General features: G+C 62.4%; 23 protein-coding genes and 1 tRNA gene. 16 read left to right on the top strand and 8 right to left on the bottom strand.

What is annotated here, in order from left to right:
• Window positions 1-179 precede the first annotated feature (179 nt).
• Window positions 180-1,472, bottom strand: a complete 1,293-nt coding sequence (murA, locus tag AC1D1B_RS25065) for a UDP-N-acetylglucosamine 1-carboxyvinyltransferase (RefSeq protein ID WP_477335349.1) — start codon at window positions 1,470-1,472, stop codon at window positions 180-182.
• Window positions 1,473-1,614: 142 nt separating this feature from the next.
• Entirely contained in the window at window positions 1,615-1,809 is a 195-nt protein-coding gene (locus tag AC1D1B_RS25060; protein ID WP_477279646.1) for a hypothetical protein, read from the bottom strand.
• Between the two features lie 152 nt (window positions 1,810-1,961).
• Here AC1D1B_RS25060 and AC1D1B_RS25055 point away from each other — a divergent pair.
• A tRNA-Thr gene (locus AC1D1B_RS25055) sits at window positions 1,962-2,036 on the top strand.
• 385 nt (window positions 2,037-2,421) lie between these two features.
• Entirely contained in the window at window positions 2,422-2,715 is a 294-nt protein-coding gene (locus AC1D1B_RS25050; RefSeq protein ID WP_142869763.1) for a GYD domain-containing protein, read from the top strand.
• A gap of 233 nt (window positions 2,716-2,948) precedes the next feature.
• On the opposite strand, the gene AC1D1B_RS25045 is transcribed toward AC1D1B_RS25050, so the two are convergent.
• Window positions 2,949-3,938: a LysR family transcriptional regulator gene (locus AC1D1B_RS25045; RefSeq protein WP_477335347.1), complete on the bottom strand. Its 990-nt coding sequence runs from the start codon at window positions 3,936-3,938 to the stop codon at window positions 2,949-2,951.
• A gap of 120 nt (window positions 3,939-4,058) precedes the next feature.
• Here AC1D1B_RS25045 and AC1D1B_RS25040 point away from each other — a divergent pair, with 120 nt between their 5' ends.
• From AC1D1B_RS25040 to AC1D1B_RS25025, 4 genes are all read left to right on the top strand, one after another.
• Window positions 4,059-4,631, top strand: coding sequence for a cupin domain-containing protein (locus tag AC1D1B_RS25040; RefSeq protein ID WP_477335345.1), 573 nt, complete (start codon window positions 4,059-4,061; stop codon window positions 4,629-4,631).
• A gap of 41 nt (window positions 4,632-4,672) precedes the next feature.
• Window positions 4,673-6,121, top strand: coding sequence for a pyridoxal phosphate-dependent decarboxylase family protein (locus AC1D1B_RS25035; RefSeq protein WP_477335422.1), 1,449 nt, complete (start codon window positions 4,673-4,675; stop codon window positions 6,119-6,121).
• A gap of 352 nt (window positions 6,122-6,473) precedes the next feature.
• Window positions 6,474-6,659 (top strand): LysR family transcriptional regulator, encoded by a 186-nt coding sequence (locus tag AC1D1B_RS25030; protein ID WP_477335343.1) that lies wholly within the window; start codon window positions 6,474-6,476, stop codon window positions 6,657-6,659.
• Between the two features lie 5 nt (window positions 6,660-6,664).
• The gene (locus AC1D1B_RS25025; RefSeq protein ID WP_477335420.1) at window positions 6,665-7,372 is read left to right on the top strand and encodes a LysR substrate-binding domain-containing protein; all 708 of its coding nucleotides are present in this window, start codon (window positions 6,665-6,667) and stop codon (window positions 7,370-7,372) included.
• Between the two features lie 181 nt (window positions 7,373-7,553).
• Here the strand turns inward: AC1D1B_RS25025 and AC1D1B_RS25020 are convergent, their stop codons facing one another.
• Window positions 7,554-8,009 carry a DUF6314 family protein gene (locus tag AC1D1B_RS25020; protein WP_477335341.1) on the bottom strand — a complete coding sequence of 152 codons (456 nt, stop codon included), beginning with the start codon at window positions 8,007-8,009 and terminating at the stop codon, window positions 7,554-7,556.
• A 411-nt stretch (window positions 8,010-8,420) separates the two neighbouring features.
• On the opposite strand from AC1D1B_RS25020, the gene AC1D1B_RS25015 reads away from it, so the two are divergent.
• Window positions 8,421-8,945: a hypothetical protein gene (locus AC1D1B_RS25015; protein WP_477335339.1), complete on the top strand. Its 525-nt coding sequence runs from the start codon at window positions 8,421-8,423 to the stop codon at window positions 8,943-8,945.
• A 26-nt stretch (window positions 8,946-8,971) separates the two neighbouring features.
• Here the strand turns inward: AC1D1B_RS25015 and AC1D1B_RS25010 are convergent, their stop codons facing one another.
• A complete protein-coding gene (locus AC1D1B_RS25010) occupies window positions 8,972-9,745 on the bottom strand; it encodes an SDR family NAD(P)-dependent oxidoreductase (protein WP_477335337.1) in 774 nt (257 codons plus the stop codon).
• Between the two features lie 160 nt (window positions 9,746-9,905).
• Between AC1D1B_RS25010 and AC1D1B_RS25005 the strand changes: the two genes are divergently transcribed.
• From AC1D1B_RS25005 to AC1D1B_RS24990, 4 genes are all read left to right on the top strand, one after another.
• The gene (locus tag AC1D1B_RS25005; RefSeq protein ID WP_477335335.1) at window positions 9,906-10,208 is read left to right on the top strand and encodes a hypothetical protein; all 303 of its coding nucleotides are present in this window, start codon (window positions 9,906-9,908) and stop codon (window positions 10,206-10,208) included.
• Window positions 10,209-10,367: 159 nt separating this feature from the next.
• Window positions 10,368-11,762, top strand: a complete 1,395-nt coding sequence (locus tag AC1D1B_RS25000) for a multicopper oxidase family protein (RefSeq protein ID WP_477335334.1) — start codon at window positions 10,368-10,370, stop codon at window positions 11,760-11,762.
• A gap of 148 nt (window positions 11,763-11,910) precedes the next feature.
• Window positions 11,911-13,224 carry an NAD(P)H-dependent oxidoreductase gene (locus tag AC1D1B_RS24995; RefSeq protein ID WP_477335332.1) on the top strand — a complete coding sequence of 438 codons (1,314 nt, stop codon included), beginning with the start codon at window positions 11,911-11,913 and terminating at the stop codon, window positions 13,222-13,224.
• 277 nt (window positions 13,225-13,501) lie between these two features.
• A complete protein-coding gene (locus tag AC1D1B_RS24990) occupies window positions 13,502-14,401 on the top strand; it encodes an MBL fold metallo-hydrolase (RefSeq protein ID WP_477335418.1) in 900 nt (299 codons plus the stop codon).
• Window positions 14,402-14,662: 261 nt separating this feature from the next.
• On the opposite strand, the gene proC is transcribed toward AC1D1B_RS24990, so the two are convergent.
• The 3 genes from proC to AC1D1B_RS24975 form a co-directional block, all read right to left on the bottom strand.
• On the bottom strand, window positions 14,663-15,478 hold the full coding sequence (gene proC / locus AC1D1B_RS24985) for a pyrroline-5-carboxylate reductase (protein WP_477335330.1): 816 nt from the start codon (window positions 15,476-15,478) through the stop codon (window positions 14,663-14,665).
• An 87-nt stretch (window positions 15,479-15,565) separates the two neighbouring features.
• Window positions 15,566-16,885, bottom strand: coding sequence for an O-antigen ligase family protein (locus AC1D1B_RS24980; protein ID WP_477335328.1), 1,320 nt, complete (start codon window positions 16,883-16,885; stop codon window positions 15,566-15,568).
• Window positions 16,854-17,852, bottom strand: coding sequence for a glycosyltransferase family 2 protein (locus tag AC1D1B_RS24975; RefSeq protein WP_477335326.1), 999 nt, complete (start codon window positions 17,850-17,852; stop codon window positions 16,854-16,856). Before AC1D1B_RS24975 ends, AC1D1B_RS24980 begins: the two co-directional genes overlap by 32 nt.
• Before the next feature lie 180 nt (window positions 17,853-18,032).
• On the opposite strand from AC1D1B_RS24975, the gene AC1D1B_RS24970 reads away from it, so the two are divergent.
• The 5 genes from AC1D1B_RS24970 to AC1D1B_RS24950 all read left to right on the top strand — a co-directional run bounded on the left by AC1D1B_RS24970 (window position 18,033) and on the right by AC1D1B_RS24950 (window position 22,116).
• Window positions 18,033-18,419: a hypothetical protein gene (locus AC1D1B_RS24970; RefSeq protein WP_477335324.1), complete on the top strand. Its 387-nt coding sequence runs from the start codon at window positions 18,033-18,035 to the stop codon at window positions 18,417-18,419.
• 77 nt (window positions 18,420-18,496) lie between these two features.
• A complete protein-coding gene (locus tag AC1D1B_RS24965) occupies window positions 18,497-20,152 on the top strand; it encodes a site-specific integrase (RefSeq protein ID WP_477335322.1) in 1,656 nt (551 codons plus the stop codon).
• A gap of 151 nt (window positions 20,153-20,303) precedes the next feature.
• Complete coding sequence (locus AC1D1B_RS24960) at window positions 20,304-21,002, top strand: hypothetical protein (protein ID WP_477335320.1); 699 nt, start codon at window positions 20,304-20,306, stop codon at window positions 21,000-21,002.
• A gap of 92 nt (window positions 21,003-21,094) precedes the next feature.
• Complete coding sequence (locus tag AC1D1B_RS24955) at window positions 21,095-21,370, top strand: hypothetical protein (RefSeq protein ID WP_477335318.1); 276 nt, start codon at window positions 21,095-21,097, stop codon at window positions 21,368-21,370.
• A 179-nt stretch (window positions 21,371-21,549) separates the two neighbouring features.
• The gene (locus AC1D1B_RS24950; protein WP_477335316.1) at window positions 21,550-22,116 is read left to right on the top strand and encodes a hypothetical protein; all 567 of its coding nucleotides are present in this window, start codon (window positions 21,550-21,552) and stop codon (window positions 22,114-22,116) included.
• The last annotated feature ends 115 nt before the right edge of the window (window positions 22,117-22,231 follow it).

The raw sequence follows: 22,231 nt of genomic DNA, 5'->3' as shown, positions 1-22,231 counted from the left end.
GCCCTGCCGGGCACTTCTCCCCGTATAGTGACGGGGAGAAGGACGCCTTCACCAAGGATTTCGCTAACATCTGGTGTTGCAGAAAGAGAGCCGACACTGCGGGCAGCCCCTTCTCCCCGTCACTATACGGGGAGAAGATGCCGGCAGGCAGATGAGGGGCGGCGCCGACCTCGCGAACTTTACGCCGAGATCCGCTCGATCACCGCGCCGCAGTTGGATAGCTTTTCTTCCAGCCGCTCAAAACCGCGGTCGAGATGGTAGACGCGGTTGACCGTCGTCTCACCTTCGGCCGCGAGGCCGGCGATGACCAGCGACACCGAGGCGCGCAGATCGGTCGCCATCACGGGTGCGCCCTTCAGCTTCGACACGCCGTCGACGATCGCCGTCTGGCCCGAAAGCGTGATGTGGGCGCCGAGCCGTGCCAGTTCCTGGACGTGCATGAAGCGGTTTTCGAAAATGGTCTCGGTGATGCGCGACTTGCCCTTGGCCATGGTCATCAGGCCCATGAACTGCGCCTGCAGATCGGTCGGGAAAGCCGGGAAGGGCGCCGTCGTCACGTCGACCGGCGAAATGCCGGCGCCGTTGCGGCGAACCCGGATGCCGGAATTGGTCGGCGTGATCTCGGCGCCGGTCTGCGCGATCACGTCGAGCGCGGTCTGCAGCAGCTCGGGGCGGGCACCTTCCAGCACCACGTCGCCGCCGGTCATAGCCACCGCCATGGCATAGGTGCCGGTCTCGATACGATCGGGGATGACGCGCACGCGCGCGCCCGACAGCGATTCGACGCCGTCAATTGTGATGGTCGGCGTGCCGGCGCCGGAGATCTTGGCGCCCATGGCGTTGAGGCATTCGGCGAGGTTGACGATTTCGGGCTCGCAGGCGGCGTTTTCCAGCACCGTTTCGCCCTTGGCGAGCGCCGCCGCCATCATCAGCACATGGGTGGCGCCGACCGAGACTTTCGGGAAGATATAGCGGTTGCCGACAAGGCGGCCGTTCCTGGTCTTGGCCAGGACATAGCCGGTGTCGACATCGATGTCGGCGCCCAGCGCCTGCAGGCCTTCGAGGAACAGATCGACCGGGCGCGTGCCGATGGCGCAACCGCCGGGCAGCGACACTTTGGCCTCGCCCATGCGGGCCAGAAGCGGGCCGATCACCCAGAACGACGCCCGCATCTTCGACACCAGCTCGTAAGGCGCGGTCGTGTCGACGATGTTGCGGGCCGAGAAGTTGATGGTGCGCGAATAGCCCTCATTCTGCTTTTCGCGGCGGCCGTTGACCGAATAGTCGACGCCGTGATTGCCGAGAATACGGATCAGCTGCTCGACATCGGCCAGATGCGGCACGTTTTCCAGTGTCAGCGTGTCGTCGGTGAGCAGCGACGCGATCATCAGCGGCAGGGCTGCGTTTTTCGCGCCCGAAATCGGAATGCTTCCGGCGAGCTTGTTGCCGCCGACAATTCTGATGCGATCCATGAGAGAATGTCCCCTCGGCCCGAAAGGCCGGTTTTCGTCAGTTTGAGTATCGGCCCGTCTAGACCATTGGCCGGCTTGGTTCAAGAAATAGGATTTCTTGGCCCCTTTGGCCAAGGTGGCCAGCCACTGTGGCGGCTTTCGGTCAGTCCTTGTGCATTTTTTCAGCAGCAGCCAGGCCTTCCGGCCGCTGGTCGGCATCACCGGTGCGCCGCGAACGCGCCTGCGTCTTGCGTTTCATGAGATTGGCGCGCAACTGCTCGGCCAGCCGGTCCTTGCGGTCCGTGCCGCCCTTTTTTGCCGGATCAGCCTTTTTCGGTGGAATTGTCTTGTCGTTCATCGTTCCATCCCACCCGCGACTGGCAGGGTTTGCCGTTCAAGGGGATAGCTAGCATTGTGGCGCCGCCATGTCAGCGAAACTTGTCCGGCAAAAGCCTTTCACAGATGCCTTGCGCTTGCCGGTTCGATATGGCAGAAGCCCCGCCATCAGCGGCTGCGGTAGCTCAGTGGTAGAGCACTCCCTTGGTAAGGGAGAGGTCGAGAGTTCAATCCTCTCTCGCAGCACCAGTTTATCTCCTTGAAATCATTGAAGCCCTTGATTTGCAAGGCATTGCGTCCATTGTCTCGTTACAAAATTCGTAACAAATGGTTGCAAGCGTCATGGCCGGAGCCAATCGGTATTTCTTATTCCGCGACGGCCGCTACCACGCTCGGCCGGTCATTCCGAAGGACCTTCGCCCTGCCATGGCAGGAAAGACGTAACTTCGAACGCCCCTCCGAGCTGACCGCCGCGCCGCGCTGAAGAAACTTCCAGGGGCGGTAGCGACCATCCAACGGCGATCATGGCCTTCCTTGCCCCAAGTGGTTCGCGCACCTGACTCGTGCTATCGTAGTTCCGGGAGACGGCGGACGCGCCGTGAGTGCCCGCCCGCTCCCACCATGGGAGGAACAAATGGCTTATTACGTATTGCTGTCAAATTTCACAGATCAAGGTATCAAGAGCATAAAGGATACTCAGAAACGTGCTGAGGCCTTCAAGGCGATGGCCAGCAAGAACGGCATCAAGGTTCACACCCTGTTGTGGACGCTTGGTCAACATGATGTTGTGGCGATTGCTGAAGCCGACGACGACATTGCTGCGACCGCACTAGCCTTATCGATCGCATCGCTAGGCAACATCAGAACTCAGACATTGAGAGCGTTCGACGCGGCGGATATGGCCAAGATAATGGCAAAGATGGCCTGACCGCCGCTGTGCTGCCTTGCGCAGACGATTGAAGCCGACCGCTGAGCCGAACGGCGGCAGGCCTGTCTGTTTTCCATGAAGCGAAACCCCGGTGCCGAGCCGGGGTTTCTTGAGGGACGTTCAACGAGCTATTCTGGTCCAGGTCGCAATCGTGGCCAGCTGCATAGCGGCTATCAGAATTGCGGCTTGGTGCTTAGCCGTTGGCGCTTTTGTTAGATACTTGGTCGCCTGCCTCACGCAAGCGCCTCGTCTGGCGGTTGGGAGGGAGGATCGACATAGTGCGTTTGGACCGCCTCGCAGACCTGTTCAAACATCCACGTCAGGCCGGCATCTGTCATCACCGCTTTCTGGGCGATAACGCAGATCGGGACGTGGCCAGTGTTCAGCGGAAGGTCGACGCTGACCAGGCCGAAGCGCGGACCCTGCCTCGCCGCCAGCACGGCCGGCACGGCGGCGATGAGGTCGGACTCGGCGACCGCTGCCAGCGCCATGGTGTAATTGGGCACCGTCAGCACCACACGCCTCGCTAGGCCGCACGCTTCCAGAGTTTCGTCGATCGGCCCCTTCCTCTCGCCGGTGAACGAGACCACCAAATGGCGCATAGTGCAGTAGCGTTCTAGCGTCGGTTGCACGGCAAAGGGATGACCGGCGTGCATCACGATCACGAAACGTTCCTTGAGCATAGCGCGCCGGGTGAAGCGCGTCGGCACGTCGTCCAGCGGCGCAACGGCGATATCCACCAGGCCGGCGTCGATCTCGGCAAGCACCGGCCGCCAGGTCCGCTCGATGGGCCCGCCCTTGCGATAGGGCAGCATTTGCAGCACCGTGAGATCGATATTGGGCGCGGCCGTGGCCAGCTTCTCGACAAGTGGCGGCAGGAACACCGCCGAAAGCGCGTCGGCGGCGCTGATGGTGAAGCGCCGGTTCGACGTCTCCGGACGGAAAGGCTCGACCGCCACAACCATTCGCCGGATCTGCGCCAAAATATTGGCGATAGGCTCGGCCACCTCCAGCGCGCGCGGCGTCGGCACGACGCCCTTCGGCGTCTTCAGGAAGAGCGGATCGTCGAGCAGTTTGCGCAGCCTGCGCAGGCCGTGGCTGATCGCCGAGGGAGATAGCCGGAGACGGTCGCCAGCTCTCCCGACATGGCGCTCCTGGAGCACCACCTCGAACAGTTTCAGCAAATTGAGATCGGCGCGGGATAGGTCGATTTCATTCAGCATGATGCTGAATTGATATCATTGGATTCATCAGAGCCCAAGCACGATACTGGCGTCACAAGGGTTTCCAGACCCGTGGGGGCATCCATGCAAGAATCGGGTGGCGGGGCGCGACGCACTCTGATGAGCTGGCTGATCGGCCGGGAACCGGGCTTAGGGCTCGTCCGGCACCTCGGCGAGCGCTGGCTGGCGGAGCAACCTTTTTCGGGTGAATTGTGCGGTGTCTCACTCGAAATGGAGGAGGGGACAAGCGGCATGGCAAGATCATCCGCCTACAAGCTCAATGCCGATCGGGGCGAGAAGTTGCGCTTCAGTGGCGCCGATTTCCTGGTCAAGGCCGCGGCCGACACGACCGGCGGCGCCTTCTCGATCGTCGAGGAGATCGATCCACTCGACACGCCCTTGCACAGGCACGCCAACGAGGACGAGCTCTTCTACGTCATCGCGGGCGAGCATGTCTTCCGCTGCGGTGACCAGGAATTCCGCGTTGGGCCGGGCGGAACGATGTTTGCGCCGCGCGGTGTGCCGCACGCGCACAAGCGCGTCGTGCCGCGCACCGGCCGGTTTCTCACCATGACCTCGCCGGCCGGATTCGAAGGCTTCTTCCGCGAGCTGTCCGCCGCTGAGGCGAGCGGTGCTTCGATGCCCGAGGCATATGCGGCCGCGTCGCGCAAATACGGGATCGACTGGCTATAGGAGATATCGTCATGACACTGGACGCGCTGATCCTCGACCCGATGCTGCAGGCCTTGGAGAGCCAGCGGCCTTCCGCAACCGGTCTGGGCGAGGCTTCCACAGGTGAACTCTTCCAGCGAGCAGCCGATCATGCCACGCGTTTTCGCGACGCCATTGCCTCCGGGCCGCAGCGGCCGCTGATGTCGTATCGGCAGGCGTTGGACAGTTTCCGCGAGCCGCTTCCCGAACGAGGCAGCGCTGGGCTCGGTGTGGTTGACGAGCTTGCCGCGAAGGCTGAGCCCGGCCTGCACAGGATGACAGGTCCGCGCTTCTTCGCCTGGGTCTGCGGCAATTCCCATTCTGTCGGGGTCTGTGCCGACTGGCTGACCAGCACCTGGGGTCAGAACACCGGCAATCACCACGCGACGCCGTCGGCTTCGGCCGTCGAGACGATCGCCGGCGGCTGGCTGCTCGAGCTTCTCGACCTGCCGCGCGAAAGCTCCATCGGCTTCGTCACCGGGGCGACCATGGCCAATTTCGTCTGCCTGGCATCGGCGCGCGGTGCGGTCCTGCGGCAGGCCGGCTGGGATGTCGAGGCGCAAGGCCTGTTCGGCGCGCCGCCGATCACGGTGCTGATTGGCGACGACGCCCATGCCACGGTTTTCTCGGCACTGCAGTTCCTCGGCCTTGGCCATGACCGCGTCAGGCGTGTGAAGACAGATGATAATGGCCGTATCGCGGTGGCCGATTTTGCCGAGGCCGCCGCCCAGGTCTCCGGTCCTTGCATCGTCATCCTGCAGGCCGGGCAGATCAACACCGGCGCCTTCGACGACTTCGCCGGTATCGTTCCCATCGCCCGGCGCATCGGTGCCTGGGTGCACGTCGATGGTGCCTTTGGTCTCTGGGCGCGTGCCTGCCCCGAACGCAGCTATCTGGCGGAGGGCGCCGATGCCGCCGACTCCTGGGCAACGGACGGCCACAAATGGCTGCAGACGCCCTATGATTGCGGCTACGCGATCGTGCGCGACGAACAGGCCCATCGCCGTGCCATGACGATCGCGGCGAGCTATCTGCCGTCAACCTTCGAGGACGAGCGCGACCCGAGTCACTATGTGCCCGAACTGTCGCGACGGGCTAGGGGCTTCGCCACCTGGGCGATGATCAAGCATCTAGGCCGCGACGGCATCGCCGCGATGGTCGAGCGACATTGCAAGGTGGCGGAAGCGATGGCTGAGAGGCTGCGCGCCGACAACGCCGTTGCCGTGCCCAACGACGTCGTGCTGAACCAGTTCGTCGTGCGTTTCGGCGCCGACCGCCCGGACGAGGAGGCCGACCGGCTGACGCTGCAGACCATTGCCCGCTTGCAGGCCGATGGGATCTGTTTTGCAGGCGGCGCCAAATGGCACGGCCGCCAGGTCATGCGGGTGTCGGTGATTTCCTGGTCCACGGACGACAGGCAAGGCGAAATTGCCGCCGACGCCATGATCGCGGCGTGGCGGGCGGTAAGGTAGGCGAGGGCTCGCCGCGATCATGGCCGCCGACATCGTGCCCTATTCACTCCCCTGATCAAGCGGATGAGGCCCGCACGCTTGCCGCGATCAGGGCCCTTCTCTCGCAGGTTGCCGACGTCCTGAAGCTCCGCGCCGAGGGATTGCTCATTGGCGGGTGGCTCCATCCTCTCTTCCGGAAGCCGATAGCGCATACGGGCTTCGCGCGGTTGAAGGGTCACGATGCGAAGCACTTCTGCGAAGATGTCCACGAAGTCCTACATGGCTTGTCTCCTTGCTGGAGACACTAAGCCGCCGCTGGTCACTCTCTTCAAACGAGTTTAGCATCCAGCTGGAATAACGCTGGGTTATGCGGATGAAGCGCGGACGCCTGCCACTGACCGCAATGCGCAGCTTTGAGGCTGCCGGCCGCCTGCTGAGCTTCAGCCGTGCCGCCGAAGAACTGTTCGTGTCGCAGGTCGCGATCAGTCGGCACGTCCGCGAACTGGAAGCCTTCATCGGCCAGCCACTGTTCGAGCGTCTGCACCGGCGGTCGAATTGACCGAAGTGGGCCGGTTTCTCCTGGACCAATTGACCGCCAGCTTCGACGACATCGATCTGCGGCTTTCGCAAATCCTCGCCGAACCAGCCCAGGCCGTGCTTCGGATCAGCGCCGAACCGACATTTTCCAGCTGGCTGCTACCGCGCCTCAATCGGTTTCGACAGCAGCATCCTAACGTCGACGTCTCGCTCGAGGCGGACGCGCGGCTGGTGGAGTTTCGCGCTCACGAGGCAGAGGTGGCCATCCGCTGGGGGAAGACCGCGCGATCATGGCCGCGGACGCAGGCGCAGCACCTCTTTGACGGGCGGGAAACACCTGTCCTTGCACCCACCCTGCTCGCGTCCGGCCCGCCTCTTCGCTCACCAGCAGACTTGCTCCACTACACTTTGCTGCACGACTATGACCGGACGTACTGGGCAAGGTGGTTCCAGATGGTCGGCCTTCCGGACTTCGCTTCGCAGAAGGGTCCCATCTATCAGTCCGGGGCGCAGGCACTTCAGGCCGCGAAGCTCGGCCACGGCGTTGCTCTCGCCGACCTTGTAATAGATGGCGAGGACCTTTGGCTTGGAACGCTTGTGCGCCCGTTCGAGATCGACATGCCCGACGGCGCGTATTGGCTTGTTGCACCCGATCTCCAAAGGCTCAGCCGACCCGCAAGTGCGTTTGCGGAGTGGATTGTGCAGGAGTTAGCGCTCGGAAGAATGCCTACGTAGACGCGCTCGTTGGCATAGACACGCTCCGACGAGCATACCTGACCGAGAGCAATGGCGCGAGCGGCAGGAAAGTATCAATAGAAACAGATAGTTGGCGTGTTGTTGACCGAGTTCGATCCTCTCTCGCAGCACCAGTCGAATCCCTCAAGAATCGCTACGCCTTAGATGGCAACATGCCGCCTCAAGTCAGATCATTGCCATCTAGGCGACGGAACCGGCTGAGGCTCGCATAGTTCTTGCGCGGGCCTTTGACCCGCCACGCCTCGGCCCATTCGTCGGGGCCGCGAAACAAGAAGCGCCCGGCATAGACATCGGCGCCGCAGCTGTGATGGACGATCTGTGTTGGCTTAGGCTCGAGCTCGATGAAGTCGCTGCCGTCGGCACGAAGAATCCGGATCGAATGGTCGCGCCGCTCGAGCTTGTAGGCTCTGCTCGCCGGCATCGCATGAGCGCCGATTTGCATGACGCCGCGCTCGGTGAATGCATCAGCTGTGACAACAGCGTTGCCGGTAAAATTGTATGTCGCACCGGCAAGGAAATCGATCATCGTGCGGCGGACCGTCCAGTCGCCGGCAATGCTCTGCCATGGCCTGGCGTCGGCGCCGGCCGCACCTTCGGTCAAATAGATGCGATCCACATTATACCCGCAACAATACAGCGCTTCGCTTCGTGTCATGGATACAATAAAGGCCCGGACAGCGTCGCGCAAAGCCATTCGATCGTCACGCCTATCAGGGTCGTAAGACTGGCGACTGGCTTCGTTTCATAACGGCCGTTTGACAGCAAGCTCCAGCCTTGCACCGCGCCCTGCTGGACGTGCCGCATCCGAACTCATGGCCGGTGTTCGACGATCGCAAAGTCACTCCCGGCCGCCGTGTCTTCGCTCCAGCCCGCGTGCGGCCGAAAAATTCTTGGGCTGGAGTGAACAAACTCACAGTCTGGAAGAAACATTTCTGTGTAGCAATCGTGATCGGCAACACATCATTGCCGACGCGCTCGAATCTATTGATGTCTTGAGCAACGATCTTAACAGGGCAGGGAGGGTGAAATGGCTAAGAATTGGGAATTGAGAATTACGCGTACCGGCGAGCAGACAAGAAGCCCGAAGCGCAGAACAGTCGGGAAGTACGAAGTCTTTCACGACGGCGTCAAAGTCGCCGGTCTTTCCGGAGTGACTGCAGAAACGAAGGGGCCGGGCGACAACAAGACTGCCGGCAACAATCGCTGTGTCGAGGCAGGCACCTACAATCTGTTCACGCAAGCCGGTGCCAAATATGTGACGATCGGCTACACCTCGAACGTCAATCCGGCCGCGCTCAAGCGCCCCGGCCTGCTGCTGTTGCCGACCGGCAAACGGGTCGGGATCCTGATGCATCCGGGGCGCGGCTTCCTGTCGTCGATCGGCTGCATCAATCCGGCGACGAAGCTTGCAACCGCCACCGACAACATCGACTTCGTCGACAGCCGCAAGCGTGTCATCGCCATCATCGACGACATGAAGGCGTTTCTTGGCGCGTCCTTTCCGGGCAACAACGGCGTCAAGATCCCGAACGCGACGATCGTGATCAAGTAAGCAATTCCAGGCACGGCGCCGGCAGCTTACGCCACCGACCAGCCGCCATCGACCAGGATGTTGGCGCCGGTGATCAGCGAGGCCGCTGGTGACGCCAGGAACACCACGGTTCCGGCGACGTCGATCGGGTCGCCGATGCGGCCGAGCGGGATGTGGCCCAGCACATGGGCGTGGAAATCTGGTTCGGCCAGCGAGGGGCGGGTGCCGTCGGTCCAGATAAAGGTCGGCGCGACGCTGTTGACGGCTATTCTGTGCTGCGCCCATTCCGCCGCCAGGCAACGGGTCAGATGGTTGATCGCTGCCTTGCTCATGCAATAGATGGCTTCGCCCTTCAGCGTCACCGTGCCGGCCTGCGAACTGATGTTGATGATGCGCCCCCCTTTCTGCGCGATCATCAGCTTCGCCACCGCCTGGGTGGTGAAGAACGTGCCCTTGAGGTTGACGTTCACCGTCAGGTCGAAATCTTCTTCGGTGACGTTCTCAGCCAGGTTTTCCGGCCCGAGCCCGACATTGTTGACCAGAACGTCGATGCGGCCGAAGGCGGCGTGCGCCTCGGCGACGGCCTTTCGAACCGTTGCGAGATCGGTCAGGTCCATCTCCACCGCCAGTGCCCGCCGGCCGATGCGCTCGATCTCGGAGACGAGGTCCGCCCCGTCGGCCTTGCTGCGAACGCCGACGATCATGTCGGCGCCGGAGCCGGCGCAGGCGAGCGCACAGGCGCGGCCGATACCACGCGAGGCGCCGGTAACCAGCACCACCTTGCCGGTCAGATCGAATTTCGGCGTGTAATCCGTTGTCATCGCAAACCTCCCCTAAGAAGCCGTCAGGCCGGAATTGCCGTATCTGGCGGACATGCTGAACACTACCCGGTCGCAAGCTGAAAGCCAGCGGGCACCATGCGCATCAACCCACGACAAGAACACAGCCCGCCCAAGGACTTGCCATGGGCCGGCCATCATGATGCCATCTCGCCTTCGCAAGATATCGCCGGGTTTCGAGGAGGCGGTGTTGATCCTGCGCGAGGCGATCGTGGTGCAAAAGAAGATCAATTCGGTGCCGGCTGTCGCCTTTGCGCAGGACAGCCTGTGCGACGTGCTGGTCGATCTGGGCGCTGCCCACAAGGACAAGGCGATGGCGCAGGAGGCCATCGCCGCCTGCCAGGAGGCGCTCGTCATCTTCAAGGAGCGCAAGATGGACGATCTCGCTGCCGGCTCTGAAAAGAACCTCGCTGAAGCACAGGCGCTGCTCGCCGAGCTGAACTGACACGCAAGCGCCGCAGCCGGCATGCGGACGAATGGCAGCCGGCCCGGCGTTCACGCCACAGTGCAAACAAATGTCATCTGGCTCGCCATGGCATGACAAAGATGGGATGTGGCAGTATCGGCTTTTGCGCCGGCAATGTTCTTTCCGTTGGAGCCTGCAATGACCCTACTCACCCGCCGCAGGCTTTTGAAAACGGCTGCGGTTGCCGGCGTGGGCGGCATCGGGCTTGGAGCCATGGGCCGACTCGGTGGCTGGGCAGCAGCCACGCCCGAGCCGGTGTTGCTCAAGACGGCAAAGATCCAGGCGAAGTTCATGGATGTCGGCCAGACCAGGGACGTGCTGACCTATGGTGTATCCGGAATGCCGCCGGTGCTGCGGATGAAAAAGGGCGAGCCTTTTGCCGCGCGCCTCGTCAACGGCATCGACGATCCGACGACGATCCACTGGCACGGCATTCGCGTGCCCAACAAGATGGATGGCGTTCCCTTTCTGGTTCAGCCTTACGTCTATACCGGCGATCATTTCGACTACGCCTTCACGCCGCCCGATGCCGGCACCTTCTGGTACCATCCGCATTGCAATACGCTGGAGCAGATGGGCCATGGCCTGACCGGCGTGATCGTGGTTGAAAACCCCGGCGATCCGAAATTCGATGCGGAGGCGGTTCTCAATCTGCGCGACTGGCGGCTGGGCGACGATGCCCAGTTCATCCAGCAGTTCCGGCCGCGCGATGCCGCAAAGACCGGCACCTACGGCACGGTGCGCACCGCCAACTGGCTCGATCAGCCGCAATTTGACGCGCCGGCCGGCGGGCTGGTGCGGCTGCGCGTCGCCATCACCGATGTCACCCGCATCTACGCCTTTCGCGTCGAGGGCGCCGAGGCCGCGGTCATCGCACTGGACGGCAATCCGGTGCCGCAGCGTTTTTCGCCCGATGCCTTGCTGCTGGGACCGGGGCAGCGCATGGAGCTCGCCATCCGCATGCCCGATCAGGAGGGCGCGATCGTCAGCCTGGGCGACGTCAGGGGCACCAAGCCTAAGATCCTGGCTACCCTGCGCGCGACCGGAAACTCGCTCAAGCGCGATTTGCGCGACCTCGCTCCGTTGGAGGTTAATCCGGTGCAGGAGGTTGACCTCGCTGCTGCTCAGCACATTGCGCTCTCACTCAGTGCCACCGCCGAAAACGTTCCAAGTGACAGCATATGCGGCACGCTCGGCTACAGCTTCTGGGCCATCAACAAGGTGCCGTGGCCAGGCGACACGCCGGACCCGACCGCACCCTTGGCCGAGCTGAAACTCGGCAAAAGCTATGTCATCGACATGGAGAATCTGACGCCGCAGTCACATCCGATCCATCTCCACGGCATGAGCTTCAAGGTGCTGTCGTCGTCGACGCGCCAGGTGCAGCCAGTCATTTCTGACACCTACCTTATCCAACCCAATGAGAAGGTTCAGCTCGGCTTCGTCGCCGACAACCTCGGTGACTGGCTGCTGCACTGCCACATCATCGAACACCAGAAAACCGGCATGACGAGCTACGTCAGGGTGGTTTGAAGCAGCATTCGGCCAATCGGCTCCGGAATGGGTACCGGTCGGGCTTATTGTCGGAGAAATTGTCGCTGTCCGCCGGTTTCGTTGGCAAAGCGGGGCCTTTCCCTGCTATTCCCGCCTGCAAATCAAGAAATTGCGGACACGCTTGCTTATGACCAATGTCGCCCTGACCGGACTGGCCCGCGATCTCGCAAGGCGGGCTGCCGAAGGCAAGCCAGTGCGCATCGGCGTCATCGGCTCCGGCGAAATGGGCACCGATCTGGTCACGCAAGGCATGCTGATGCCGGGCATATCGGTCTGCGCCATCTCGACGCGCCGCCCGCATACCGCGCGTGACGCGATCCGCATCGCCTATGGCGACGAGGCGATGGCGGTGGAGGCGGACAGCGCCGCGAAAGTCACCGGCGCCATCGAGAGCGGCAAGATCGCCATCACCTCGAACGAGATGCTGGTCACCAACCCGCTGATCGACGTCGTCATCGACGCCACCGGGAAACCCGGCGTCGCCGCCGATTTCGATCTCAAGGCGATGGAGCATGGCAAGCATCTGGTGATGATGAATGTCGAGGCCGACGTCACCATCGGCTGTTACCTGAAGCAGCAGGCCGACCGGCTCGGCGTCGTCTACTCGGTCGGCGCCGGCGACGAGCCGTCGAGCTGCATGGAGCTGATCGAGTTCGCCTCGGCGCTCGGCTACACCATCGTCTCGGCCGGCAAGGGCAAGAACAACCCGCTCAACCACGACGCCGTGCCGGACGACTATCGCGAGGAAGCAATCCGCCGCAACATGAACCCGCGCATGCTGGTCGAGTTCGTCGACGGCTCGAAGACCATGGTCGAGATGTGCGCTATCGCCAACGCCACCGGGCTGGTGCCCGATGTGCCCGGCATGCATGGCCCCAAGGCCGACCGCGACGAACTGGCAAAAGTGCTCATTCCACGCGCCGATGGCGGCATCCTGTCGAAGAAGGGCGTCGTCGACTACACGATCGGCAAGGGCGTGGCGCCCGGCGTCTTCGTCATCGTCGAGGCGACGCATCCGCGCATCGTCGAGCGCATGGACGATCTGCATATCGGTCACGGCCCCTATTACAGCTTCTTCAGACCCTATCATCTGACCTCGCTGGAAGTGCCGCTGACGGCGGCGCGCATCATGCTCTACGGCCGTCCCGACATGGTGCCGCTGCCACAGCCGGTCGCCGAAGTCTGTGCCGTGGCCAAGCGCGATCTCGCCGCCGGCGAGACCTTCGATGCCATTGGCGAGACCTGCTACCGCTCCTGGACCATGACCGTCGAAGAAGCCCGCGCCCACCGCGCCGTGCCGGTCGGCCTGCTCGAAGGCGGCAAGGTGCTGAAACCGGTCAGGAAAGGTGAGTTGCTGACCGCGGACAACGCCACGCCCGACCAGACGACAAGGCTGTTCGCCCTGCGCAAGCTGCAGGACGAGATGCTATACGGGGGCTGAGCCTGCGCCTGTCTGGAAAGCGGCAACCCATCGTTTCGTCATCCTATGGTCTTCGCGACGGAGCTCCGCTCCTTGCTCCGCCCGTGGATGACGACTTGGGGCTGTCACTAAGCTCTCAACCTACTTCCCAGTTCCACCGACCGCCGCTTCGCCGACCCCTATTGTATGATTCATTCAGACAGTCTGTCTTTTTGATCCGGGTTTTTCAAACGGTGAGGAGGTGCCAATCTCTGCCACGATCAGTTGAACCCATTGAGGATTGAAAATCTTGCAAACCATTTGGACAAGACGCGAGACAATGAAAACCTTTCTGGCAACGGGCATGGTTGCCATGCTGCAGCCTCTGGCTTTTGCAGCCAAGGCCGCCGCCAAGCTGGAATGGACCTATTTTCAGGCTGACGAGAACGGTTTCCGCCGCACGCCGGTGCTGCTGACCGGGGAGAAAGAAGCAATCCTCCTCGATGGCGGATTTACGCTGTCCGATGGCCGTGCGGTCGCGGATGCGATCAAGGCGACGGGCAAGACCCTGACGACGATCTATGTAAGTTGCAGCGACCCTGACTACTATTTTGGCCTGCGTCCCATCGCCGATGCATTCCCCGGCGCCAAGATCATCGCGGCCGGCGCAACGGTGGCGGCCATCAAAGCCAATGTGCAAGGCAAGCTCGATGTTTGGGGCCCGCAGCTCAAGGACAATGGACCGAAGGTTTTGGCGGATGTCGTCATTCCCGAGGCTTCCGACATCACCGCGCTTGAAATCGAAGGCAACAAGGTCGAGATCGTCACCGTTGCCGATCTGAAAGACCGCCGCTATCTCTGGGTGCCAAGCCTTGAAGCCGTGTTCGGTGGCGTGCTGATCTCGTCGGGCGTGCATGTCTGGGTTGCCGATGAGCCAACCGTTGACGACCGCAAGAAATGGATTGCCGCGCTCGATGAAATCGCGGCCCGCAAACCCAAGATCGTGGTACCGTCTCATCAGGTGGCCGGTGCTCCGGACGGGCTGGCGGCCGTGGAATTCACCCGCGCCTATCTCGAAACTTTCAATGAGGAAGTCGAAAAAGCGAAATCCGGCGTTGAACTGATTGCAGCGATGAAGCGGCGCTATCCCGATCTCCTTGACGCCTCGTCCCTGGAACTGGGCGCAAAGGTCGCCAAGGGTGAGATGAAGTGGGGCTGATGCGGCCTGGCTCAGGGCAGGGGCGCACGGGCCTCCTAAAGGCGGCAACCTATCGCTTCGTCATCCTATGGCGAAGCAGGAGCGCAGCTCCGTCGCGAAGACCATAGGATCCATTCCGTGACCTCAGCCGGAGGTGCGGCGGTGCAGAATTCTGCACCGTGGCAAGGCTTTGATGTCCCGGCATGTATCCCAGGGTCTGCGCCGCGTCGCCTCGCTCCGTGCTCCGCCCGTGGATGACGACGTTGGGGGCAAGGTCTCGGTTTACTTCCCCAATTCCACCGACCGCAGGCGCGCCGCTTCCACCGCTTCCGTGAGCAGCTTGGTCAACCGGTCTTCGCCCATCAGCACGGCAAGGGCGGCGGCTGTGGTGCCGTTGGGGCTGGTGACTTGCTGGCGCAGCACGCCGGGCTCCTCGCCGCTTTCAGCAGCGAGCGCGGCGGCGCCATAGACGGTCTGCATGGCGAGCAGCCTGGCGGTCTCGGCCGGCAGCCCGGCTTTCTCGGCGGCAACCGTTAGCGCCTCGATGAAGTGGAAGATGTAGGCCGGACCGGACCCCGAAACCGCCGTCACCGCATCCATCAGGCCTTCGTCGTCGATCGTCGTCACCACACCGCTCGCCGACAGCAGCTCGGCGACGAAACGCCTGACATCATCGGTAACCAGCGGGTTGGAATAGACCACCATCATGCCCTTGCCGATCGCCGCCGGCGTGTTCGGCATGCAGCGGATGATGGGTGCGAGATGGCCGAGGATATGCTCGAAGGTGGCGACCGGCGTGCCGGCGGCGATGCTGACGAAGGTGGTCCTGCCGTCGCCGAAGCGCTTGTAGGCGGCGGTGACGTCGCGGATCACCTGCGGCTTCACGGCGATGACGATGAGGTCGGGCTCAGCGTCGGCCGGGATGCCGTTCGCGTCCGCGGCAGCACCGCAACCAAGATGCTCGGCGCGCTTGCGCAGGTCGGCATTGGGCTCGACCACGAACACGACTTGCGGGGCAAGCTTGCCGGATTTCAGCCAGCCCGCAAGCATGGCGTAACCCATATTGCCGCAGCCGGCGAGAACAAGCCTGATCGTCATTGAAAGCCCTCCGAGACAGGCTTCTCCTTAGACGCTCGCGGCCGAGCGGGGAAGTCCCTCAGCGGTGGCCAGATCAGACCAGCCCGGTCAATGGCGCCGGCGCACCGCGATCGGCCGCAGCGACACTTGCCGCAGGCCAAGTACGCCGAGCACGAAGAACAGCCAGACCGGGTCGCCGCGATGGAAGAAGAAGCTTTCGAGGAACGCGTTCAGAGCCGTGAACAGCACCACCATCATGAAGAAATCGCCGAGATAGATGTTCTCCTTGCGCGGCGGAATGCGCATGTAGTCGCGCAGCGGTGCGATCAGGAAGGTGTAGACCGCCACGCACAGCGCCGGGATGCCCATCAACACGGCAATGTCGAGGTAGCCGTCATGGCCATGCACTATGGTGCGGATGTCCCAGGGCCGGTCGAAGGGCTGGTCCTGGCTGAGCAGCAGCGGTGTTCCCCAGAAACTTTCATAGCCGTAGCCGGTCCACGGCTTCTTCGCCAGCATCTCGCCGGAGAACTCCCACAGCGTGGTGCGCCCGGTATAGGTGAGGTCCGGGAAATAGGTCGCGGCCAACTCCTTGACCGGCGGAATGAAGACGATGCCCAGCGTGCCGACCGCCGTGGCGATGATCGCCAGCGCAAACAGGATCGGCGTGCCGAACCGCATGCCGATCAGGCCCGGCAGCACGACAATCAGGATCGAGAACGGCACCAGGCCTGCCGTCGTCTTGGAACCGGTGTGCAGCATGAAGACCATCGCCGCGCCGAAGATCGCCACGCCCCAGAATCGCTGCCCGCGCCGAAAGAGATAGAGGCCGGCGAAGCTGAAGCAGGCCATGACCGGCCCGGCGATGTTCTTGTGGGCGAAGACGCCACGCCACAGGCCCGCATGTTCAGGCTCCTGCGAATCGGCCGTGTGCATCGCTTCATGCGGAAACACGATGAGGCCGATATAGGACAGGCCAATGACGGCGATCGCGCAGAAGATGATGACTTTCGAGAAACTGTCGGCGTCGCGCGGCAGCACCAGGATCGTCGCTATGGTCAAAATGCCGAGCAGCGTGAAGAAGGCCGCGCGCATCGCTGAGGACGGGTCGGTCGCGTTGATGACCGAAAGCATGAAAAAGCCGAGCATCAGGATCCAGGACGGGCTGAGCAGCGAGCGCACCACCTTGGGGTCGGCGAACGTCAGCAGTGAGAAGATCGAAATGGCGCCGAGCGAACTGAAGCCAAGCTGGTTGACGATGTCGCCACCGTCGCCGGTCAGTTCAGCGCCTGCCGGCTGAAACGGCCGGAACGACACGATGATGACGGCAAACAACAGCGCGGCAATGGCCGTCGCCACACCGTCGCGGGTGACGATGCCGCCCAGCAACAGCTCGTCAGTTCTTCTCAGGCTGCCTGTATTGCTCATTGGCGTATCCGAATTCGGCAAGCACGCGGCCGAGCGCGACATAGACGGGGTAGAGCGCCGTCGACAGCGATCCTGTCCGCGCCAATTTGAGTGCGCCACGCAAGGGCGAGGCGACCAGCAGCGCAAGGCTTTTCGCAAACACCTTGACGCCGGCCAACGGTGTGCCGGCGCGTTTCTTTTTCTCAACCAAGGTCGAGATCACACCGTTGCGCAGGCTGCGGGCACGGATCCAGTCGGCCTCGACGCGCCTGGCTGGAACACCTTCGCGCACCTTGGCCTCGGCGCACCAGCCAAGCACGAAGCCTTTCTGCACCGACCGGCTGAGGAAGTCGGAATCGCCGCCGCCCATGAAGTTGAATCGCAGGTCGAGGAAAGGCGGCCCCATGGCGGTAAGCACATTGCGCCCGACCAAAAGGTTACCCGAGGAATAGAGTGCGGCCACGCGTCCGGTCTCGCGATAGGGCGGCGCAAACACCGGGTGCTCGGCCCATTTCGCGTGTGCCGGATCGGCAAACACCGGCACTTGCGGCCCACCGACAATGTCGGCGCCAAGCGTCTCCGCCGCCTTGCACATCCGCTCCAGCCAGTCGGCCTCGGCGATCTCGTCATCGTCGATGACCAGCAAATGGCGAAAGTCAGGAAAATGCAGGATCGCCGTCTGCCAACCGGCATTGTAGGCGCTGCAATTGCCGCGCTCATGCGCAATGATGACCATGCCCTGGATATCGCCGCGCTCGAACAGCGGCACTGCCGCCTTGGCGCCCTCACGCGCATCGGCCTCGTTCTCGATGACGATGACGGCGAAACGCCGGCTGGTGTGCTGCGCCTTCAGCGATGCCAGCGTTTCCAGGAGCAGTTGCGGCCGCTTGAAGGTCGGCAGCGTGACGACAGCTTCGATGGTCTCGGCGGCGAGCCCCGGAGAGCGTCCCGCGATCGATACCGAACCATCCGATGGCAAAGGGATCATTCGCTCCAGCCGCATGTATCAAATCTAGCTTCCGATAGCACCGCGATGATAACGTTTCGTTAAAGTGGCGGTGTGCTCTGGAAGCCTTGTGCCGCGCCATGTGTAGCATTTTGTTTGACTTTTCGGAGCCGTGGGGTGTAACAGCGGGGTGTAACAGGACCCTAGAGGAGTTGCACCGAAATGACCCGATACCAGATAGCCGTTAGAGACTACATCAAGGAAGCGGGAGGCATGGCCACTGTTGCAGACATCATCGCTTTCTGCTGTTCCATACCGCAGCTTGAGCGCTTAGAGCGGGATGGCTACGTGAAGATCGATGGCGTTGATACAAGCACCATGGGTAGCTATGTGGCCTGGGTGGATGACCGCGCTTCGTTCATGCGGGACTTTGCGACCACCGTAATGGAGTCCGTCAACGCTTTGCCTGTGTGGAAGCCAAAGTGTGAGTTCTGCTGTGACACGGGGTTCATCGATTGGCGAATGGAAAAGCCTGCCGTCCCCTGCACCGAATGCACCACCTACACGGCCGACACGCGGCACTTCCCCACCATCGGGCGGAGGCGCTGAGATGTTGCAAGCTGCCCTCACCTCTGTTACCCTTTCGTTCATGGTGCTGATTTGCGCCAGTTGCTACGAGGTGGCCAATGCCCCTCGCTAACCCCTACGTCCAACGCATCCCGGCTGACATCAAGCCCCGCACCGCTGGCCTCAGTCTCGACATCCCGGTGGGCGACACGCTCACACCCTACACAATCACTGCCGCCGCCCAGGCTATACGGCTGAGCTTGCGGACCAACGATGTGCGGGAGCGTAAGGCAAGAGCCTTGCGGGTGAGTGCCTTCCTTGAGACCGTATGGAATGCACTGCGACGCAATGAACTTGTGCCTCAATCTCTCCCCAACTGTGTGCTCCTCGCTAAGGCCATGTATGTGGGCTGGGCGGAGAGCCATGAGGTCCGCACTGACAGCATCACGCTAGACCAGACCGATAGGCAGCCTGATGGCAGCTATCCGGTCATGGACCTCAAGCAGAACATGGGGCCGGACACAGAGCCCCCTGAGTTCTGGGTTGCGATGGTGGAGAAGACTGAGGCACAGCTCACCGACTTGGCCAATGGTGAGCTTGATGCTCTCACCATGAAGGACCTAGACATCATCATCACCAAGCAGCTCCTCAGGCTGAGAGGCGTGATGGGCACCGACAAGGACACCATGCAGGTGTTGCGTAGGGAGTTCCTCAGGGCCAAGCGTGATGGCTATGCCAAGCGGGTCAAGACAGCAGACGGGGACTTTACGCCAGACACCAAGGCCGAACGGTTCCCCAAGGAGTTCACTGAGCAAGGCTATGCCGGTGTGCCTAAGCGAGCCCCCATGCCTGCCTCTGGTGTCCGCATCACGGGCCTAGTGGATGAGTGGTGGAAGGAAGCCGAGAAGACTGGCCGTGCGGCTGCCACATACAGTGGCTACAAGACCACCTTCAATCACCTTGCGGCCTTCGTGGGGCATGATGATGCGCTCCGCGTTACGCCAGCCAATGTGGTGGCCTTCAAGGATGCGAGACTGGCAGGGGGCTCCTCTGTGGCCACCATCACGCTCAACCTCGCTGCACTCAAGGGCGTCTATGAGTGGGCCAAGGACAACCTCATCGTTCCGACCAACCCGGCAAGGGACGTGAGGGTGAGCAGGATGAAGGCCGTGAAGCTCCGCGAGAAGGACTTCACCATGGAGGAGGCCACCGCCATCCTTGCGCATGCCAACAAGGCCGCAGGGCCGGGGCATAGGGACCTTGCGCGGTACTGGGTGCCGTGGCTCTGTGCCTACACCGGGGCCCGTGTCGGTGAGATGGTCCAGCTCCGCCCCCAAGACCTCAGGCAAGAGGGGGAGGGCGATACGGCTTACTGGGTGCTCACCATCACGCCTGAGGCTGGCACGGTCAAGGACAAGGAGCTGCGCCACGTGGTGCTGCATGAGCACTTGGTGGAGCGTGGGTTCCCCGAGATGGTGGCAGCATGCAAGACCAAGCACATCTTCCTGCCCGACACCAACCGGAACATTCCGCTGCTTATGCGCTCCATCAAGGGCATGCTGGGGGTGTTCGTGCGGGAGATCATCAAGGACCCAAACGTAGCCCCTAATCACGGCTGGCGGCACAGCTTCAAGACCCGGGGCCGTGGGGCTGGCATACAGGACAGCATCTTGGACAGCATAACGGGCCACGCTCCGCAGACGGTGGGAGGGCGTTATGGCCGCGTGGAGCTGGACACTCAAGCGGAGGCGATGCGCCGCTTTCCGCGCTACTAAAGGCGAGAGCACGGCGAGAGCGCAAAGGTGGCGAAATGCGGGCTTTCCGCAATACCACCCACTTTACGAAGGAAAGAGCCCAAGGCCGCCTTTGCATCTTGGAGTAACCGCGCCGGGAGGTCCCCGGTCAATCGTATGGAGAAACCACACAATGAAGAAGCTTTTCGTTACCAGCCTTTGGGCCATCGCCTGCCTCGCCCCGGAAGCCGGCGGCTCTGTGACATTCAAGACGGACCCCAGCAAGTCGGAAGCCGAAGTTGCCGGCGAGGCCAAGGCCATGGGGGAGGGCATGACGTTCCAGACCGACCCGGCCTTTGCGGAAGCCCAAGCGGCGGCCAAGGGTGCGCCTCTCGTTGGCCTCACGGGGAAGACCGTGCAGGTTCACAAGGAGGGCGAGGAAGGCATGCTGGCCATCGACGCCTTCACCGGGCAGGTCATCATGAACGACGACACCCCGGAGTGGGCCAAGGACTTGGGCCTCGTGGTCGCCCAGCTCACCGAACGGCACATCTTCTACGGCAACCGTCTGGGTCCGGACTATGCGGCAGCCCATCAGCAGCCCGAAGTGCTGGCCTTTGAAGACCTTGGCTGGCTGTGCCTCGTGGACAACGGAACGGCTGAGCCCCATGAAGCCGTGGTGCAGGCCGACAGCGAGCACCGCATGAACGTGGTGGCCACCGTGCTGGGCATCGACCGTGACGTTGACGCCACTGAGCCCATGGGGGCCGACGCTTCCGGCTGGAGCATGGAGGTCTACAGCAACGAGACCCGCTCCCAGGCTGAGCTTGACGCTCTGGAGGCCGCCCGCATCCAGCAGTTCGAGAAGGACCAGCAGTCGGCACAGGGCTGACCCACACGGACCACCGACGATCTACAACTGAGGGGCTGGCCGCAGGGCTGGCCCCTATGTTTTTTGGAGAGCTTTGAGGGAGACACACAACCATGCACAACCACAGCAATTACCGCCTTGCCTTCATTGAGCGCCTTGCCGCTCCGCCACCGCCCAAGGTCTTTGTGGCTGACACCATGCAGGCCCAGCTCGCATACTCACAAAGGGTCATGCAGCAATACCACCGTCTCCTCCTAAAGGAGGACATCAAGTTTACCATGGTGGGCCACGACGAGCTTGCCTTTGACACGCCCATGGCCCCGGAGCTTCTGGCCCGCATATGGAATGACGCCATGCTATTGGTGCAGGTGGGGAGGGACCTTCACTAAGATGGGCACACCGTCTGACATGTTCCGCACCATGCCTCTCCTCAGGCAGTTCTTTATGCTTGATATTGAGAGAGGCACTATGCTAAGGCATGAGGTAAGGCGTGACCCGGCCACAGGCTTGACCCTGACCCGCTCCGCCGACTTCATCCCTCAAGTCAACCAAACAGGAGCACTACCTCATGGCAAAGCAGTCAGCAGCACTCCAGAAGCCTAAGGCCGAAGGCGGGGAGGCCCCTAAGCAGCGGTCCTTCTCGTTCGCCCCGGTGGTCCTTGCGACCCTCCCGGACCTCCCCACGACCACCACGCGGGCACCCAACGACAACGACTTGCCCTTCCGCAAGGAGTTCTTCGCCAAGGTCCCCGAGACGGTCACCAAGCCCGGGGAGCAGGCCACCCTGTTCGTGCCCAAGGCGTTCTGGGAGACCCGGGACGTGGACATGGAGAAGGTGGACGGGGCCTACCAGAAGCAGAAGCTACGGGACCAGTTCAACAAGTGGCGCGACGAGACCAAGGTGGTCACCAAGGAGCGCACCCGTGGCCCCAGCGTCGGCCAGGGCAAGAACGGCAAGCCCATCCCCGGCCCGGAGCTGACCCCGGAGGAGAGCACCAACACCGCGCGGGGGCACTATGTGTTCTTCGCGGTGGAGCGCACGGGCAAGGAGCCGGAAAAGCTCTGGACCGATATGGGCCTCTCCGCCAAGGACGCGGAGGAGGGCGTACAGGTCATCGTCTACATTCCGAGATGATTTGTTAACGAACGGGTAAGTCACTCCTAGGCAACACCCTGTAACTTTTCGTGAGGGGCTGCGTTTTTGGTTAAGCGCGGCCCTTCGCTTTTGTTAAGCATGCTCACTAACGACA

The organism is Mesorhizobium sp. P2_C5_2 (assembly GCF_056404535.1).
Note: the sequence above shows the minus strand (reverse complement) of the source record. Positions and strands in the feature narration are given on the sequence as shown.

What these genes read in the sequence shown, in the direction of transcription:
- AC1D1B_RS24980 (WP_477335328.1), bottom strand. Translation starts at nt 16,885, where the DNA reads ATGAGCAATACAGGCAGCCTGAGAAGAACTGACGAGCTGTTGCTGGGC.
- AC1D1B_RS25050 (WP_142869763.1), top strand. Translation starts at nt 2,422, where the DNA reads ATGGCTTATTACGTATTGCTGTCAAATTTCACAGATCAAGGTATCAAG.
- AC1D1B_RS25045 (WP_477335347.1), bottom strand. Translation starts at nt 3,938, where the DNA reads ATGCTGAATGAAATCGACCTATCCCGCGCCGATCTCAATTTGCTGAAA.
- AC1D1B_RS24975 (WP_477335326.1), bottom strand. Translation starts at nt 17,852, where the DNA reads ATGATCCCTTTGCCATCGGATGGTTCGGTATCGATCGCGGGACGCTCT.
- AC1D1B_RS25040 (WP_477335345.1), top strand. Translation starts at nt 4,059, where the DNA reads ATGAGCTGGCTGATCGGCCGGGAACCGGGCTTAGGGCTCGTCCGGCAC.
- AC1D1B_RS25035 (WP_477335422.1), top strand. Translation starts at nt 4,673, where the DNA reads ATGCTGCAGGCCTTGGAGAGCCAGCGGCCTTCCGCAACCGGTCTGGGC.
- AC1D1B_RS24965 (WP_477335322.1), top strand. Translation starts at nt 18,497, where the DNA reads ATGCCCCTCGCTAACCCCTACGTCCAACGCATCCCGGCTGACATCAAG.
- AC1D1B_RS25030 (WP_477335343.1), top strand. Translation starts at nt 6,474, where the DNA reads ATGAAGCGCGGACGCCTGCCACTGACCGCAATGCGCAGCTTTGAGGCT.
- murA (WP_477335349.1), bottom strand. Translation starts at nt 1,472, where the DNA reads ATGGATCGCATCAGAATTGTCGGCGGCAACAAGCTCGCCGGAAGCATT.
- AC1D1B_RS24970 (WP_477335324.1), top strand. Translation starts at nt 18,033, where the DNA reads ATGACCCGATACCAGATAGCCGTTAGAGACTACATCAAGGAAGCGGGA.
- proC (WP_477335330.1), bottom strand. Translation starts at nt 15,478, where the DNA reads ATGACGATCAGGCTTGTTCTCGCCGGCTGCGGCAATATGGGTTACGCC.
- AC1D1B_RS25015 (WP_477335339.1), top strand. Translation starts at nt 8,421, where the DNA reads ATGGCTAAGAATTGGGAATTGAGAATTACGCGTACCGGCGAGCAGACA.
- AC1D1B_RS25000 (WP_477335334.1), top strand. Translation starts at nt 10,368, where the DNA reads ATGACCCTACTCACCCGCCGCAGGCTTTTGAAAACGGCTGCGGTTGCC.
- AC1D1B_RS24950 (WP_477335316.1), top strand. Translation starts at nt 21,550, where the DNA reads ATGGCAAAGCAGTCAGCAGCACTCCAGAAGCCTAAGGCCGAAGGCGGG.
- AC1D1B_RS24960 (WP_477335320.1), top strand. Translation starts at nt 20,304, where the DNA reads ATGAAGAAGCTTTTCGTTACCAGCCTTTGGGCCATCGCCTGCCTCGCC.
- AC1D1B_RS25005 (WP_477335335.1), top strand. Translation starts at nt 9,906, where the DNA reads ATGCCATCTCGCCTTCGCAAGATATCGCCGGGTTTCGAGGAGGCGGTG.
- AC1D1B_RS24955 (WP_477335318.1), top strand. Translation starts at nt 21,095, where the DNA reads ATGCACAACCACAGCAATTACCGCCTTGCCTTCATTGAGCGCCTTGCC.
- AC1D1B_RS24995 (WP_477335332.1), top strand. Translation starts at nt 11,911, where the DNA reads ATGACCAATGTCGCCCTGACCGGACTGGCCCGCGATCTCGCAAGGCGG.
- AC1D1B_RS25060 (WP_477279646.1), bottom strand. Translation starts at nt 1,809, where the DNA reads ATGAACGACAAGACAATTCCACCGAAAAAGGCTGATCCGGCAAAAAAG.
- AC1D1B_RS25010 (WP_477335337.1), bottom strand. Translation starts at nt 9,745, where the DNA reads ATGACAACGGATTACACGCCGAAATTCGATCTGACCGGCAAGGTGGTG.